We start from the raw sequence: 15,004 nt of genomic DNA, 5'->3' as shown, positions 1-15,004 counted from the left end.
GGAGCGTCCCGGCGCGTAACACGGCCGACGCACGCTGAACGGTATGCAGAACTCCGCGACGCCCACCCACTGCCCGTACTGCGCCCTGCAGTGCGGAATGAACCTGACGCCCGGTGCGGACGGGTCCGACGGTGTCGTAGTGGTGACTGAGCGCGCGGATTTCCCGGTGAACCGGGGAGCGCTGTGCGGCAAGGGCCGTACGGCGCCGGCGGTGCTCTCGTCCCGGGTCAGGCTGACCAGTCCCTTGGTCAGAAGGGCGGGCGTCCTGGAACCCGCCTCCTGGGACGAGGCACTCGACCGGATCGCCGAGGGGCTCACCCGCACGCGTACGGAACATGGTCCGGACGCGTGCGGCGTGTTCGGCGGCGGCGGGCTCACGAACGAGAAGGCATACGCGCTCGGCAAGTTCGCGCGGGTGGTGCTCGGCACCTCCCAGATCGACTACAACGGCCGCTTCTGCATGTCCTCGGCGGCGGCCGCCGGGATGAAGGCCTTCGGGCTCGACCGGGGACTGCCGTTCCCGCTGGAGGACATCCCGAAGACCGGGTGTGTCGTTCTCGTCGGCTCCAACCTCGCGGAGACCATGCCGCCGGCGCTCCGCTATCTCACCGAACTCAAGGACAACGGCGGCAAGCTGATCGTCATCGATCCGCGCCGCACCCGGACCGCCGAACAGGCCGACCTGCATCTGTCCCCGCGCCCCGGCACCGATCTCGCCCTGGCGCTCGGCCTGCTGCATCTGATCGTGGCCGAGGGACGGACGGACGAGGAGTACATCCGCGAGCGGACGAGCGGGTGGGAGGAGACCCGTGCGGCGGCCATGGCGCACTGGCCGGAGTACGTGGAACGGATCACGGGGGTGTCCGTTCCCGAACTCCGCGAGGCGGTACGGCTGTTCTGCGAGCCGGAGCACGCGATGGTGCTCACCGCACGCGGGCCCGAGCAGCAGTCCAAGGGCACGGACACCGTCGGCGCGTGGATCAACCTCACGCTGGCGACGGGCCGGGCCGGCCGGCCGCTGTCCGGGTACGGCTGCCTCACCGGGCAGGGCAACGGGCAGGGCGGGCGCGAACACGGCCAGAAGGCCGACCAGTTGCCCGGCTACCGCAAGCTCGTCGACCCCGAGGCCCGGCGCCACGTCGCCGAGGTCTGGGGCGTGGACCCGGACAGCCTGCCCGGGCCCGGTCGCAGCGCGTACGAGCTGCTGGACGCGCTCGGCGGCGACATCAAGTCGCTGCTGCTGATGGGCTCCAACCCGGTGGTGTCGGCGCCGCGTGCCGCGCACATCGAGGGCCGGATCAAGTCGCTGGACTTCCTCGCGGTGTGCGATGTCGTGCTGTCGGAGACGGCGGAGCTCGCGGACGTCGTCCTGCCGGTGACGCAGTGGGCGGAGGAGACCGGCACGACAACCAACCTGGAGGGCCGGGTGCTGCTGCGGCGGCAGGCGATCACCCCTCCCGACGGCATCCGCAGCGACCTGGAGGTCATGCACGAGCTGGCCGACCGGCTGGGCGTCGAGAAGGGCTTCGCGACCGACCCCGAGGAGGTCTTCGAGGAGCTGCGCCGGGCCAGTGCGGGTGGGCTCGCCGACTACTCCGGGATCACCTACCGGCGGCTGGCGGAGGAGAACGGGGTGTTCTGGCCCTGCCCCGCCCCGGCCACCACACCGGCCACGGACGTGCGTCCCGTCCCGGCCACCACACCGTCGACGGACGTGCGTCCCGTCCCTGCCACCGACGTGCACCCCGGTACCCCGCGCCTCTTCCTCGACCGGTTCGCCACGGAGGACGGCCGGGCCCGGTTCGTTCCCGTGTCGCACCGGGCGGCGGCCGAGGAGCCGGACGCCGAGTACCCGGTACTGCTCACCACCGGGCGCGTCGTCGCCCAGTACCAGTCGGGCGCCCAGACCCGGCGGGTCGACGAACTGAACGCCGCCGCGCCCGGACCCTTCGTCGAACTGCACCCCCGGCTGGCCGAGCGGCTCGGCGCGGCGGAGGGCGACCCGTTGGCCGTGGTCTCCCGCCGGGGCCGCGCCGTGGCCCCGGCCCGCATCACGACCGCCATCCGCCCCGACACGGTCTTCATGCCGTTCCACTGGTCCGGCGAGGGCCGCGCCAACACCCTCACGAACCCCGCCCTCGACCCCACCTCCCGCATGCCGGAGTTCAAGACGTGCGCGGTACGGGTGGAGGTGGCGGGGAAGTAGACAGCCGGTCGGTCTGAGCGATGCTTCAGGGCGACCGTCGGGGCAGCTCAACGGGGCCCCTTTGGTGGCTGTCTCAGGGGGACGGTCAGTAGCTGTTCAGAGGACCGTCAGTACGGTTGTCGCGTCCTCGGCGTACTTCGTCGTCTCCTCCGTCGTGAAGTCCCGTCGTCCCGTGAAGCCCAGGCCGACGACGGCGAGGAGGCGGGTGCCGTCCGTCGGGTCGAAGACGGGGAGGGTGAGGGAGCCCGTGGCGCCGGCGGCGCGGCCCGCGCGAACGGCGACGCCGGTCGTGTCGGTCTGGAAGTCGGAGATGGCGACGGGCGCCCGGCGCTGCGCGGCCGTCCCGGCCATGCCCTTGCCGATCGGGATGACGGCGGTGCCGTTGCGCACCGGGACCGGCAGGTTGTACGAGGCGACGAGGACGATCTCGCCCACCTCGGCGGCCTCGGAGAGGTGGACGGAGCCGACGAAGCCGCCGTTCCGCTCCACGAACTCGCCGAGCCACGCCTCGACTTCGGGGCGGGCGTTCTTCAGGACGGTCGCGTTCAGGGCGATCGCATCCGGGGCGGTCGCGTTCGGGGCGACGGCGTTCATGTGGGGCTCCTCGTGCTCATGGCTCTGGTGGTACGGGTGGTGCGGGGTGTTGCGGCTGGTGTTGGTGGTGTTGGTGGCCTGTCGTGAACAGCATCAATACCTGGCCTGCTTGAACATTCACGCTTTCTTGTACGTAGATCTTGTGTGGTTATCCCGATGCTTCGCAGAGGATGAGGACAGCGGACGCACAGCTCGCCGTGAACACTTGGGAGTACAGCCGACCCGGGGGGATCGCATGCCGCAGCACGACAGTCACGAATGGACCGACTCGTTTCCGTGGAGCCTCTCGTACCGCTGGGGCCACTCCGCGCTGACCGCCGACTTCGACCTGAGCGGCGACACGCCCCGGCTGCTGCGCGTCCGCCATCCCGGCGAACCCGAACCGGGCCCCGAGGAGGCCAAGACCGACCCCGCGCTGCCCCTGGTCGACCTGGTCCTGCTCGGCGACGGCACCGGCTGGGCGAGACCCCGCTTCACGGGCACGGCGATCGGCGGCCGCCTGAGATACCGGGCGCACCACTCCACGTACGGCGCCACCCCCTGCCCTGCGGCCGACTCCGCCTCCGGCTCGGCGGCCGGCCCCGCCGACAGTGAGGGCTGGCATCGGCTGACCTTCGAACTGCACGACCCGGCCAGCGGGTTGACCGCGTTCGTCGAGTACGCCTCACCGGACGGCATCCCCGTGCTGCGCTCCCGGGTCCGGCTGCGCAACGACGGCACCGAGACGGTCACCGTGCGCTCCGTCGGCAGTCTGCTCCTCGGGGGGCTCCCCTCCCCCGACGAGCTGTCCGTCTTCCGGGCGCGCAACGACTGGCTCGCTGAGTGCCGTTGGTACGCCGAGCCGCTGCGGGACTCCGTGCCCGACATCAACCACGAGGTGCACGGCGGTACCGGCCACGCGGCGGCACGCCTGGCGGGACGCGGCAGTTGGCCCACGGACGGGCATCTCGCGATGGGCGCGCTCCAGCACCGTACGGACGCGCGCAGCTGGCTGTGGCAGATCGAGTCCGCGTCCAGCTGGGTCTGGGAGGCCGGCGAGTCGGCGGGCCAGACGTACCTCGCGCTCGGCGGACCGACCCACGACGAGCACCAGTGGCGTGCGGTCCTGGAGCCGGGAGCCGAGTTCACGACCGAGTGGGCCGCCCTCGCCCTCGGCGCCTGCTTCGACGGCGCCCTGGCCGCCCTGACCTCCTACCGCCGCGCCGTACGCCGCCCCCACCCGGACCACACCCGGCTGCCGGTGATCTACAACGACTACATGAACACCCTGATGGGTGACCCGACCACCGAGAAGCTGCTGCCGCTGATCGACGCGGCGTCGGAGGTCGGCGCGGAGTACTTCTGCGTGGACGCGGGGTGGTACGACGACGGGGGCGGCGGCGAGAGCGGGGCGGGCGGCGAGAGTGCGGGGAGCGGGGAGGGCAGGGACAATGTCGGTGCGGAGAACGTCCGTGCGGAGAACGTCTGTGCGGAGAACGCCGACTCGCCCGGGGGCTGGTGGGACAGTGTCGGAGCCTGGCTGCCGTCGGCGCGGCGTTTTCCCGGTGACGGTCCAGGCGGTGGCGGCGGTTCGGGTGCGGGCATCCGGGTCGTGCTCGACCGGATCCGGCAGCGCGGGATGGTGCCGGGGCTGTGGCTGGAGCCGGAGGTCATCGGGGTCCGTAGTCACCTCGCCGAGGAGCTGCCCGCCGAGGCCTTCCTCCGTCACGACGACGGCTCCCGGGTGACCGAGCAGGGGCGCCACCAGCTGGACCTGACCCACCCGGCGGCCCGCGCCCACCTCGACGGGACGGTCGACCGCATCGTCGGCGAGTGGGGCGTCGGCTACCTGAAACTCGACTACAACATCACCACCACGGCTCCGGCCCATCTCGCCCACTCCCGGGCCTGGTTGTCCTGGCTGTCCTCGGTCCTGGACCGCCACCCCGGTCTCGTCGTCGAGAACTGCGCGTCCGGCGGCATGCGTATGGACGGCGCCTCCCTGGCCGTGGCCCAGCTCCAGTCCACCTCCGACCAGCAGGACCCCCTGCGCTACCCGCCCATCGCCGCCTCCGCCCCCACCGCCGTACCCCCGGAACAGGGCGCCGTCTGGGCCTACCCCCAACCGTCGTACACGGACGCGGAGATCGCCTTCACCCTCGGCTCCGCGCTCCTCGGCCGCATCCATCTCTCCGGACACCTGGACAGGATGACGGCACATCAACTCGGGCTGGTGCGCGACGCATTGGCTGCCCACAAGTCCATCCGGGCCGACCTGCGCACCGCCCTGCCCTTCTGGCCCCTGGGCCTGCCCGGCTGGACGGACGACTGGATCGCGCTGGGGCTGAGGCCACCGGTAGCGGGCACGGCCCCGGTGTACGTGACGGTGTGGCGCCGGGGCGGAGCCACTGAACGGGCTTTCGCTGTCCCGCACTTGGCGAACGGGAACGGAGGGCACGCGGCCGGCATACAGGTGGAGGTCCTGCACCCGAGCACGACGACGGGCACGGCCGACTGGGACGGAACGGAACTCCGCGTGGGAATGCCCGAAGCCCCGTCGGTCCTGTTGCTGAGGCTGACATCAGCCGCGCCCGAAGGGGCGCGGGGATCGGCGCGACCCGTCACGGACACCCCACACCCGTCCGGCGCAACCGGCGACCCGGGCCTCTAGGCGAACGGCGGGAGGCGGCGACCGCGCCAGTCGCCGCCCTCGATCAGCTTCCCCCCGGCCCGCAGCCCGGCGGCGACGGACGGCGCGGCGACGTACACCCAGGCCCGTACGACCGTGCCGTCGCCGAGGGCCGCCGCGCGTTCCACCCGCTCGTAGAGGTTCGCGGGGTCGCCCGGGGCGTACTCCTCCAACTCGTCCAGGGTGCGCAGGAGTTCGGCGTATGAGTCGGGCCGGGCGGTGACGAGTTCACCGCTCACCGCACCCCCGCCGGTCTCCTCCACCGCGTACGGGTACCCGGGGCCGTCGTACAGGGCCATGCCGCGCATCCGGGCCGGCTCCTCGGCGCGGGTGCGGCCGCGCAGGAAGAGGTCGTGGTTGTGCTCGCCGGGGCGGAGCGTGCCGTAGACGAAGAAGGGGAGCACCGTTCTCCTCTCCAACCGGGTCGGACTCTTCCGAGGGGGCGGGTGGGGCTGATGTGTCGGGTGGGCGGGGCAGAGCCTTTGCAGAATCGATTCTCACCCCTCGCACCTCCCCCACGCACACCCCTGGACGCGGCCTGTCGCGTGGGTCGCCGACGCCGGTAATTGCGTGGCCGGGGGGCGCGGTCGTGACTACGCTCCACCGCTGTCCCCCGTTCACGGAACCTACGGAGATCCATGTCGTCGTCCCAAGGGAAGCTGCACGCCGACGAGTTCGACATCGACGGCGCGCTCGTCCGGCGGCTGATCGCGGCGCAGTTCCCCGAGTGGGCCGGGCTGCCGGTCGCCCCCGCTCCCGCCGCCGGGACGGACAACGTCATGTACCGCCTCGGGGACGACATGGTCGTACGGCTCCCCCGGAAACCCGACGGCGCCCACCAGGCCGACAAGGAACACCGCTGGCTGCCGCTGCTGGCACCGCACCTGCCCCTCGCCGTACCGGAGCCGCTCGGCAAGGGACGGCCGGGTGAGGGATACGGGCTGCCGTGGTCGGTGCTGCGCTGGCTGGAGGGCGAGAACGCGTACGACGCCCCCGTCGCCGATCCCGGGTGCGCGGCCGGGGAGCTGGGCCGGTTCGTGGCAGCGCTGCGGAAGGTGGACGCGACGGGCGGGCCGGCGTCGTTCCGTGGTGGCCCGGTGCGTGCGAACGACGACCACGTCCGGGACGCGATCCGTGGGCTGGGCGCGGACGGCTCGGTGGACGCGGCGCTCGCCACCGCCGTCTGGGAGGAGACCCTCCGGCTCCCCCAGTGGGCCGGCGCCCCGGTCTGGGTCCACGCCGACCTGCTGCCCGGCAACCTTCTCACCACCGCCGGCCGCCTCACCGCCGTCATCGACTTCGGCGGGCTCGGCGTCGGCGACCCCGCCTGCGATCTGCTGCCGGCCTGGACCCTCTGCACGGGCGCCTCCCGCAACGCGTTCCGCGACACCGCCGACGTCGACGACGCGACCTGGGCGCGGGGGCGGGGGTGGGCCCTGTGCTTCGGGATCGTCGCCGAGCACTACTACCGCGACAAGGGGCACGTGCTGGCGGAGGTGGGGCGGCGGGCTGTGGGCGAGGTGCTGGCGGAGTATGCGTGAGGAGGGGGAGCGAAGGCACGCGAAGGGGGTGCGTCGGAGTGCGAAGAGGGTGCGACGGCATGCGACGGGGGTGCGCTTCAACGCCGCTCCTGCCACCACCGCGTGAGGATCTCGACCTTCAGGTCGAACTCCTTGTCCAGGAAGGACATCGGGGTGCGCAGCGTGGCGCGGCGGCCGTCCGTGGTGTGGACGGTGATCTGACGTACGCCGAGGATGCGGCGGACCTCCAGGCGCTGGATGCCGGTCCAGGGGATCCGCCGGCGCCGGGTGCCGCGCACCACGAGGGCGTCCTCGGCCAGGGTCACCTCGTCGTTGCGGCGCAGGACCGCGACGACCACGGTGGCCGTCAACGCGCCCGAGACGCACTGCCTCAGCCTGTCGCCCCCCATCGGGTCGGAGGCCAGGGCGAGGCCGGCGTACACCAGTGCCGTGCCACCGAGGAACCCCAGCACGACGGGCAGGACGGACTGGAGCATCCCCGATCTGTACGTGATCGTTTCGTTCTCGCCGCAGTCGGGGGGAACGGGTCTGAATGGCATCGTGTCGGTGTTCCCGTGGGTCAGGAGGGGGTGAGCGGGAGGCCGTCCGTGTAGCCGTTGGTCGGGCGGGTGATCTTCTTGATGGTCCGGGCGTCGAGAGCCGCCCCGGCGGAGCTCGTGCCGAGGGTGCCGGCATGGTGCCAGGTGCCGGTGAGGGTGACCCAGGTGTCGGCGGGCGGGGCCGGGGTGTCATGGACGCGTACCTTCACGAACTGGGCGTCGGCGGCACAGCAACTGAAGATCACGCGGGTGAGATACCAGTCGGCGTTCCCGCCACCGCCTGCTTCGTCGCCCTCCTTGCCGGCAGTCCCCTTGTCGGGGGTGACGAAGCCGGTCAGCTGGACGGTTCGGCCGTCGATGGCCCGGTCGCGGTCCTGCTGCACGCGGCGGGTGAAGTCCGTGAGGGTCATCGGCAGGGGTGAGGTCTTCGGCAGGGGGTCGAAGTCGTCCTGTTCGGTGATCGTGACCGCCTTGGGGGCCTCGCGGGAGGCGGTGTACGCGCCGATGGCCGGCGGGGCGTAGAAGAGCAGGCTCAGGGCGGGGAGGAGCAGAAGCCAGGCGACTCGGGGCAGGGTGGAGTGGTCATGGCCGTGGTCGTGGTCGTGGTCTTGGTCGCCGTCGTGGTCTTGGTCGCCGTCGTGGTCGCCGTCATGGTCGTGGTCGCCGTCGTGGCTCTCCCGCTCGGCGGCCCCGTCCCGTCTCCACAGTGACCATGCCTCCGCCGCGCCGAGCACGAGCAGCAGCGCGCCCGAGGCGATGAGGAGGGGGTGCATGCCCTCCTTGACGTATCTGAGGTAGTGGTCGGTGAGGAGGGTGGCGTGGAGAAGGCCCAGGCCGCTGAGGAGGAGAAGGAGCGCCTGCAGGGGTCGTTTCACAGCAGGACGGCTCCGATCAGGACGCTGCACAGGATCGCGACGACGACCGTCGCGGCGGAGAAGCGGACCGCGAAGGCCCGGCCGAAGGTACCCGTCTGCAGGGCGATCAGCTTCAGGTCGACCATGGGCCCGACCACCATGAACGTCAACCGCGCGGTGGGTGAGAAGCCGGTGAGGGACGCGGCGACGAAGGCGTCGGCCTCGGAGCACACCGAGAGGAGGATGGCGAGCGCGGCGAGGAACAGCACCGACAGCCAGGGCGAGTCGGCGAAGGTGTCGAGCACGGTGCGCGGGACGAGCACGTTGAAGGTGGCCGCGGCCATCGCACCGACGACGAGGAAGCCGCCCGCGTGCAGGAAGTCGTGCTGGAAGCCGGTCCGGAACTCGTTCAAGCGGCTCTGCCCGGAACGGTGTCCCGCGTGCCGCGCGATCGGCTTGAGCCACTCCGCGCGCCCCAGCCAGAGCCACAGCCAGCCCATCCCGGCGGCGGTGACGAGGGAGGCGAGCAGCCGGGCCAGCACCATTTCGGGGCTGCCGGGGAAGGCGATGGCCGTGGCGGTCAGGACGATCGGGTTGATGGCGGGCGCCGACAGCAGGAACGCGAAGGCGGCGGCCGGGTCGACCCCTCGCCGGATCAGACTGTGCGCGACCGGCACGGACGCGCACTCGCAGCCGGGCAGGATCACCCCGGCGGCACCGGCGACCGGGACCGCGAGCGCCGGCCTTTTGGGCAGCACCCGGGTGAACACCCGCGCCGGTACGAACGCGTTGATGGCACCCGACAGGGCCGTACCGAGCAGCAGGAACGGCAGCGCCTGCACGGTGATGGAGAGACAGACGGTCCGCCACGCCTGCACGGCCGGATCCTCCATCCACCGCCCCATGACGAACAGCACGAAGCCGGGGATCACGGCCGCGCCCATGAGCAGCAAGGGCCAGTGACGGGGCCAGCTGTGGTCAAGGGTGGCGTCGGTGGCAGGGTCGGTGTCGGTGCCATGGCCGGTGCCGGTCTTGGTGTCGGTGCCATGGCCGGTGCCGGTCTTGGTGTCGGTGCCATGGCCGGTGCCGGTCTTGGTGTCGTCGCGAGCCGCCTCGTGGACGACCACGGGTATCTCCGGCTCGGCCGCCGCCCCCTCCGGCTCGGCCGTCACCGCCTCTTCGGCCGGTTCATCTGTCTTCTGCATGCCCACTCCGAATATCCGGACGCTCGGGTCGAACATAGCGGGCGCTCCGGGCGGGGCGTCTCAGACCCCGCCCAGTAGGGACGCGAGGCCGTCGTCGAGTGCCGGTTCCAGGTCCTCGCCGCCGAGCGCGACGACGGCGTACGAGCGGCGCAGGAAGCGGCGGAGCGTGGGCGTGTCGAAGCGGATCATGGCCATGCCGTGCGGTGAGCGGAGTTCCACGACCGTGTGGGCCGGGTCGCAGGGCCACAGATGCACGTCGCCCATCCCGGCCGGGGTGGCCAGCCCCTCTGCCAGCAGGGAGCGGGCGAACACCCACGTCACGTTCGCGTCGTCGGCGGAGGCGCCGGCCGGGAAGTCGATGTGGACGGCGAAGGGGTCGTCTGGGGTGTAGCGCAGGGTGGTGCGTACCGGGACCTCCTCGTAGTCGGGTGTGATCAGGCGGGCGCGGGCACTCTGTTCGAGAGCGGGGGGCGTGGGCATGGTGGGGCGCGCGGGGTGCATGAGCGGTCTCCAGTTCGGGCGTTGCAGGTACTTCGGGCCCCTCGGGACCCTCGGGCTTTCGAGCCCTGACGGCTTGTGCCGACACACCGCTTCGATCGCGCCAGGACCCCCTGTATTACGCCGTTTCCGAAGTAACCCACTGTGATGAATGTCACTATGCGTGATTACTTGAGATTTTTGTCATCGCGACATACAAAATCGGCAGGTCCCATCAGCAGGCGACTGGAGAGCGTTCCCGCCATGACCGACAGCCTGTCCACGTCCGCGACCGCGACCGCCACGTACACCCGGATCTTCGAGGAACAGCACCCGCGCCTCGTCGCGTACGCGCGCTCCCTCACCAGGAACTCCTGGACCGCCGAGGACCTCGTCGCCGAGGCGCACTTCCGCGTGTGGCGGCGGCTTTCCGCAGGGCACGAGATCGACAACGTGCCGGCGTACCTGACGACGACGGTGCGGCACCTCGCGGCGGCGGTCGGCACCGCCACGCGGGAGACGCCGCTGGATCCGACGGCACCCGAGCGGGCCGAGACCAACGCCCAGGTGGCCGACGCCGCCGACCCGGCCGAACAGGTCTCCTCCGTCGACCTGTTGGTGCGGGTCCTGGGCCAGCTGCCCGAGCGGTGGGTACGGGCGCTGTGGCTGGCCGAGGCCGAGGGCCAGCCGCTGGAGACGGTCGGGCAGCGCATCGGCGCCAAGCAGGGCGCGACGGCGGTACTGCTGCACCGGGCGCGTGAGGGGATGCGCCAGGCCTTCCTGCGCGAGCAGCCCGGGGCGCCGATCGATCCGGCGTGCCAGGTGCGATGGGGGCGCATGCCGGCGTATGTGCGCGGTACGGCGACCTCGCGGCAGTCCGAGCAGTTGCTCGGCCATGTGGACGCGTGCGACGACTGCCGGGCACGGCTCGCGGTCCTGATGCGCACCAACGACCGGCTTCCCGCACTCGTCGGTCCGGCGCTCCTGGTGTTCGTCGTGGGCGGTGGCGGGGGCAAGTTGCTGCTCTCCCTCACGGCGGGCTCCGCCGGTACGGCCGCCGCGCTCGGCGGGGCGGGCGGGCACGGGGGCGGCCAACTGCTGCACGCCGTACGGCAGGCCGCGACGGGCGGAGCGGGCGGGACGAAGGTCGCCGCGGTCGGGACGGCCGCGGCGGCTGCCGCCGTCGTGGCCGGCATCATCTTCGCGCCCCTCGACTCGGACGCGGTCCCGCCCCGGCGGGTACCGGTCGCCCAGGCCCCGGCGCCCCACCGGCCCGAGGCCCGCTCCCCCGAGGTCGTCGAGCGCCGGGACGCGGTCACGGAAGCCGTGAATTCGCACCCGGTGGGTGCGTTGGGAGCGGGCGACCCGGGTGCGGCGGCGACGGGCCTCGGTGACCGCGACAGCGTCGTGGTGCGGGCGGGGGATGCCGGCGATGCTGTGAAGGAGCCGACGGTTCGGGTTCCGGCGGGCGAGGACGAGGGTGGGGGTGAGGGCGGCAGCACCGGCGAGGCGGGGAGCGAACCGGAGGGGACTGCGCCTGAACCGCCGGATGCGGGGATTCCACGGACGCCGGGAGCGGAGGAGCCGGGAGCGGAGGAGCCGGGCGCTGAAGAACCTGGTGCGGAAGACCCCGGTGCGGAAGAGCCCGGCACCGGTTACCCGGTGGTGGATGAGCCCGGGTCCGAGGCGCCTGGGTCCGACACACCTGGGGGCGAGGAGCCACACACCGAGGAACCGGCGCCTGAGGCTCCCGGCTCCACCGAGCCGACGCCCGGGGAGGAGAGCCCTGCGGAGGAGGCCCCCGTAGAGGAGGCTCCCCTGGAGGAGCCTCCCGTAGAGGAGCCCGTGGCGGAGGCGCCGCCTATGGAGGGACCCGTGGAGGAGGTGCCTGTTCCGCCGGAGGTGGTTGTGCCGGAACCTGAGACCCCCGCTCCGCCGGACGTCGTTGAGCCGGAACCTGAGGCCCCCGCTCCCCCCGTGGAGCCGTTGCCCGAGGTTCCGGAGCCGGAGCCTGTGGGGCCTGGGGGCGGTTGCTGAAGTCGTCCGCCCCCACCCACACGCCTCACTCCCCGTACGGCCGCTTCTCCTTCGCCTCGCGCAAGGCGTGGCCCCACCACGACAGCTGGTCCAGCATCACCCGGGCCGCGGAGTTCGGCGCGGACGGGTCCTTGATGTGGCCGGTCTCGTCGAAGGCGGCGTGGGCGTTGTGGAAGGAGACCGTGTCGCGGACGGTGGTCGCGTGGAGTTCGGCGAAGACCTGCCGGAGGTGTTCGGCCGCACGGAGCCCACCCGACATACCGCCGTAGGAGACGAGGGCGACGGGCTTGGCGCACCATTCGTGGAAGTGCCAGTCGATGAGGTTCTTGAGGGCCGCCGGGTACGAGTGGTTGTACTCGGGGGTCAGGACGATGAACGCCTCTGCCGCCGCCAGCTTCGGCGTGATCTCGGCCAGCCGTGCCGTGGCCTCGGGTGATGTCGCGAAGCTCGTCGGCAGGTCTGCCTCGGCGACGTCCACCACGTCGACCTCGAAGCCGTCGTGCTCCCGCACCCGGCTCAGCAACCACTCGGCGATCACCGAGCCGAAGCGGCCGGTGCGATTGCTGCCGATGACCAGCGTCACCCGGACCGGGGTGGCGGAGGAGGAGACGGGAGCCGAGGAGGAAGAGGCGGAGACGGCGGCCGAGGCGGGAGTGGTGGCAGCGTCAGTGGCAGGGGCGGTCGCTGTGTCAGCGACGGAAGAGGGCGCCGTGTCAGTGGCGGAGGCGGAGGCAGGTGCCGTGTCAGTGGCGGAGGCGGTTGCCGTGTCGGCGTGAGTATCCGTAGCGGTCTTCATGGCGACCACCCTCGTACCTCGACTTGACTTGAGGTCAAGCCGTCACCGGTGTCGGCCCGGACCACCGCTCCGGACCGCCGCTCCGGAAGCCACCGTTGCGGAGTCTGCGCGGAGTCTGCGCCCACGCGTCACCACCCCCAGTCACCCGTTCACACCCCCGGCGCCCCTCCGTCGCGTTCTCTTCTCCACCGCACCCGCCCCACCCCGATGACCTGCCCAAACACCTCCCACTCCCCCTCCACCCCCACCTCCCTGACATCCATTCACCACATTTCTGACGCTCCATCAGGAAGCGCTCGGGCCGGTGTGCCACTTACCTCGGAAAGGAACGGAGGACTCTCGGAGGAGCTAGCGATGCGACATACCGCCCGGCCGCTGACCGCAACCGCGCTTGCCGTCGCCTTCGCGGCCCTCGCCGCCGCACCCGCGTACGGCGGTGAGAACACCGGGCGACTCGAACTGTCCCCCGCCGGTGTCGTCCCCGGCGACGAGGTCACCGTCCGTACGGCGGCCTGCGGCGCGGACGGTACGGCGACGGGGGACGCCGGCGCGATCGGCGCCGGCTCCTTCTCGCTGGCTCCCGGCTCCGGGCAGCGGCAGCTCGACGGGCGGTTCGAGGTGCCGTCGAGCGCACAGCCGGGGACGTACGAGATCGTCGCGACCTGCGCCGACAGTGGCCGTCAGGTCATCGGCGACCTCGTGGTCTCGCTCACCGGCACGCGCACCGCGCAGCCGACGTATCCGAGAGGAAGTGTGAAGACGGGGGTCGGTGGCGCACTCGGTCCCGACCCCGTGCAGACCGCGGCCGGCGTGGCGGCTCTGGCCGTCGCCGCCGCGGGCGGTACCTGGCTCCTGCATCGCCGGGCGAGAGGCGACGGGATCTGACGGACACCCTCCGCCGTCCGTCCGCCGGTACCGCCGTCCCCCCTCCCCTCCGGGCCCGACGCCCCTCGGCCCGGAGGGGAGGAACACGGGGAGGAAAACAAGGGGAGGAACAGAGGGAGGGGAAGGGGCAGGGGAGGGGTGAACGTGCATGGGGGTGGACGTCCGTCCGCGAGGAGGTTTCTGTGCGTCGGCTCGCCAGCTCCGTCATAGCCGGGGTCACCGTGGTCGCCCTCTGTTCCGGCGTGTGGTTGCTGCGCAGCGGCACCGCGTCACACGCGCCGCCGCAGCCGTCGGCCGCGCAGGCCCACCTCAGTGGTACGTCCGGCACGTCGAGCGCGTCGAGCCCGTCCGGGTCGTCGGGCACGTCGGAGAGGGACGAGCCGACGGCCGTCGCGCTGCCGCCCTCCCCGCCCGACCGCATCCGTATCCCCTCCATCCGCGTGGACGCGCCGCTCATGGGGCTCGGCCTCACGCCCACCGGCAGCCTCGACGTCCCGCCGGCGGAGAAGGAGGATCTCGCGGGCTGGTACGAGGCCGGCACCACCCCGGGTGAGCGGGGCACCTCGATCGTCGCCGGGCATGTGGACAACGCCGACGGTGCCGCCGTCTTCTACCGCCTCGGCGCGCTGAAGCGGGGCGCCACCATAGAGATGGACCGGCGGGACGGCGGGATCGCGGTGTTCACGGTGGACGCGGTGGAGGTGTACGCCGCGCGGAACTTCCCTGACGAGAAGGTGTACGGGGCGGCGCCGGGGCCGGAGTTGCGGGTCATCACCTGCGGCGGAGGGTGGGCGAAGTCGACCGGCTATCAGGGGAACGTGGTCGTATTCGCCCACCTCACGGGCAGTCGCGTCGGCTGATCACCGACAGCCCGGACACTGCCGGCAGAACGCCCGGCCGAACCCGCCGCCCATCAGTGGCGGTGACGGAGAGGGGCAGGGGCAGAGGCAGAGGCAGAGGTACCGTCCATCGACCTGAGGATCTTCTGCGGGTCGGCTCCCCTCCCCCGACAGCCCGCCCCCGTGATGTTTCGCCGCCGCCCCGCCCCTCCCGCCCCCCGCGACGCGATCCGCGGCCCCGCGACGTGACCTACGGCACCAATACCCGGCGCGCCCTGTCCTCCCCCCACCCGGCCCCGGCCTTCCCGTATACACCCGCATGACCGCCGTATCGCCAGGTCAGTGCGGGGATTCCGGGTGTCC

14 protein-coding genes are annotated in these 15,004 nt (G+C 72.1%); 7 read left to right on the top strand and 7 right to left on the bottom strand.

Annotation, left to right across the window (positions count from 1 at the left end; translation table 11 throughout):
* The first annotated feature begins 43 nt into the window (after positions 1-43).
* Entirely contained in the window at positions 44-2,206 is a 2,163-nt protein-coding gene (locus tag OG622_RS33690) for a molybdopterin oxidoreductase family protein (RefSeq protein WP_371580398.1), read from the top strand.
* Positions 2,207-2,302: 96 nt separating this feature from the next.
* Here the strand turns inward: OG622_RS33690 and OG622_RS33685 are convergent, their stop codons facing one another.
* A complete protein-coding gene (locus OG622_RS33685) occupies positions 2,303-2,800 on the bottom strand; it encodes a GAF domain-containing protein (protein WP_371580397.1) in 498 nt (165 codons plus the stop codon).
* Between the two features lie 235 nt (positions 2,801-3,035).
* On the opposite strand from OG622_RS33685, the gene OG622_RS33680 reads away from it, so the two are divergent.
* Positions 3,036-5,450: a glycoside hydrolase family 36 protein gene (locus OG622_RS33680; RefSeq protein ID WP_371580396.1), complete on the top strand. Its 2,415-nt coding sequence runs from the start codon at positions 3,036-3,038 to the stop codon at positions 5,448-5,450.
* On the opposite strand, the gene OG622_RS33675 is transcribed toward OG622_RS33680, so the two are convergent.
* Positions 5,447-5,872, bottom strand: coding sequence for a gamma-glutamylcyclotransferase family protein (locus OG622_RS33675; protein WP_371580395.1), 426 nt, complete (start codon positions 5,870-5,872; stop codon positions 5,447-5,449). The genes OG622_RS33680 and OG622_RS33675 overlap by 4 nt on opposite strands.
* A 234-nt stretch (positions 5,873-6,106) precedes the next feature.
* Between OG622_RS33675 and OG622_RS33670 the strand changes: the two genes are divergently transcribed.
* Complete coding sequence (locus tag OG622_RS33670) at positions 6,107-7,009, top strand: aminoglycoside phosphotransferase family protein (RefSeq protein WP_371580394.1); 903 nt, start codon at positions 6,107-6,109, stop codon at positions 7,007-7,009.
* 77 nt (positions 7,010-7,086) lie between these two features.
* Here OG622_RS33670 and OG622_RS33665 read toward each other — a convergent pair whose 3' ends face one another.
* The 4 genes from OG622_RS33665 to OG622_RS33650 form a co-directional block, all read right to left on the bottom strand.
* Positions 7,087-7,485 (bottom strand): hypothetical protein, encoded by a 399-nt coding sequence (locus OG622_RS33665; RefSeq protein WP_371580393.1) that lies wholly within the window; start codon positions 7,483-7,485, stop codon positions 7,087-7,089.
* A gap of 83 nt (positions 7,486-7,568) precedes the next feature.
* A complete protein-coding gene (locus OG622_RS33660) occupies positions 7,569-8,423 on the bottom strand; it encodes a TIGR03943 family protein (protein WP_371580392.1) in 855 nt (284 codons plus the stop codon).
* A complete protein-coding gene (locus OG622_RS33655; RefSeq protein WP_371580391.1) occupies positions 8,420-9,643 on the bottom strand; it encodes a permease in 1,224 nt (407 codons plus the stop codon). Before OG622_RS33655 ends, OG622_RS33660 begins: the two co-directional genes overlap by 4 nt.
* 24 nt (positions 9,644-9,667) lie before the next feature.
* Positions 9,668-10,108 (bottom strand): SsgA family sporulation/cell division regulator, encoded by a 441-nt coding sequence (locus tag OG622_RS33650; protein ID WP_371580390.1) that lies wholly within the window; start codon positions 10,106-10,108, stop codon positions 9,668-9,670.
* 240 nt (positions 10,109-10,348) lie between these two features.
* Between OG622_RS33650 and OG622_RS33645 the strand changes: the two genes are divergently transcribed.
* On the top strand, positions 10,349-12,121 hold the full coding sequence (locus OG622_RS33645; RefSeq protein ID WP_371580389.1) for a sigma-70 family RNA polymerase sigma factor: 1,773 nt from the start codon (positions 10,349-10,351) through the stop codon (positions 12,119-12,121).
* 25 nt (positions 12,122-12,146) lie between these two features.
* Here the strand turns inward: OG622_RS33645 and OG622_RS33640 are convergent, their stop codons facing one another.
* A complete protein-coding gene (locus OG622_RS33640) occupies positions 12,147-12,704 on the bottom strand; it encodes an NADPH-dependent FMN reductase (protein ID WP_371580388.1) in 558 nt (185 codons plus the stop codon).
* Here OG622_RS33640 and OG622_RS33635 point away from each other — a divergent pair.
* The 3 genes from OG622_RS33635 to OG622_RS33625 all read left to right on the top strand — a co-directional run bounded on the left by OG622_RS33635 (position 12,691) and on the right by OG622_RS33625 (position 14,662).
* Positions 12,691-12,897 (top strand): hypothetical protein, encoded by a 207-nt coding sequence (locus OG622_RS33635; RefSeq protein WP_371580387.1) that lies wholly within the window; start codon positions 12,691-12,693, stop codon positions 12,895-12,897. The two genes, OG622_RS33640 and OG622_RS33635, sit on opposite strands and share 14 nt — an antisense overlap.
* A 374-nt stretch (positions 12,898-13,271) precedes the next feature.
* Positions 13,272-13,802, top strand: a complete 531-nt coding sequence (locus OG622_RS33630) for a hypothetical protein (protein WP_371580386.1) — start codon at positions 13,272-13,274, stop codon at positions 13,800-13,802.
* Positions 13,803-13,984: 182 nt separating this feature from the next.
* The gene (locus tag OG622_RS33625; protein ID WP_371580385.1) at positions 13,985-14,662 is read left to right on the top strand and encodes a class F sortase; all 678 of its coding nucleotides are present in this window, start codon (positions 13,985-13,987) and stop codon (positions 14,660-14,662) included.
* The last annotated feature ends 342 nt before the right edge of the window (positions 14,663-15,004 follow it).

This window comes from Streptomyces sp. NBC_01314 (assembly GCF_041435215.1).
GTDB lineage: Bacteria > Actinomycetota > Actinomycetes > Streptomycetales > Streptomycetaceae > Streptomyces.
The sequence above is the reverse complement of the archived record's forward strand: the minus strand, read 5'-3'. Positions and strand labels throughout refer to the sequence as shown.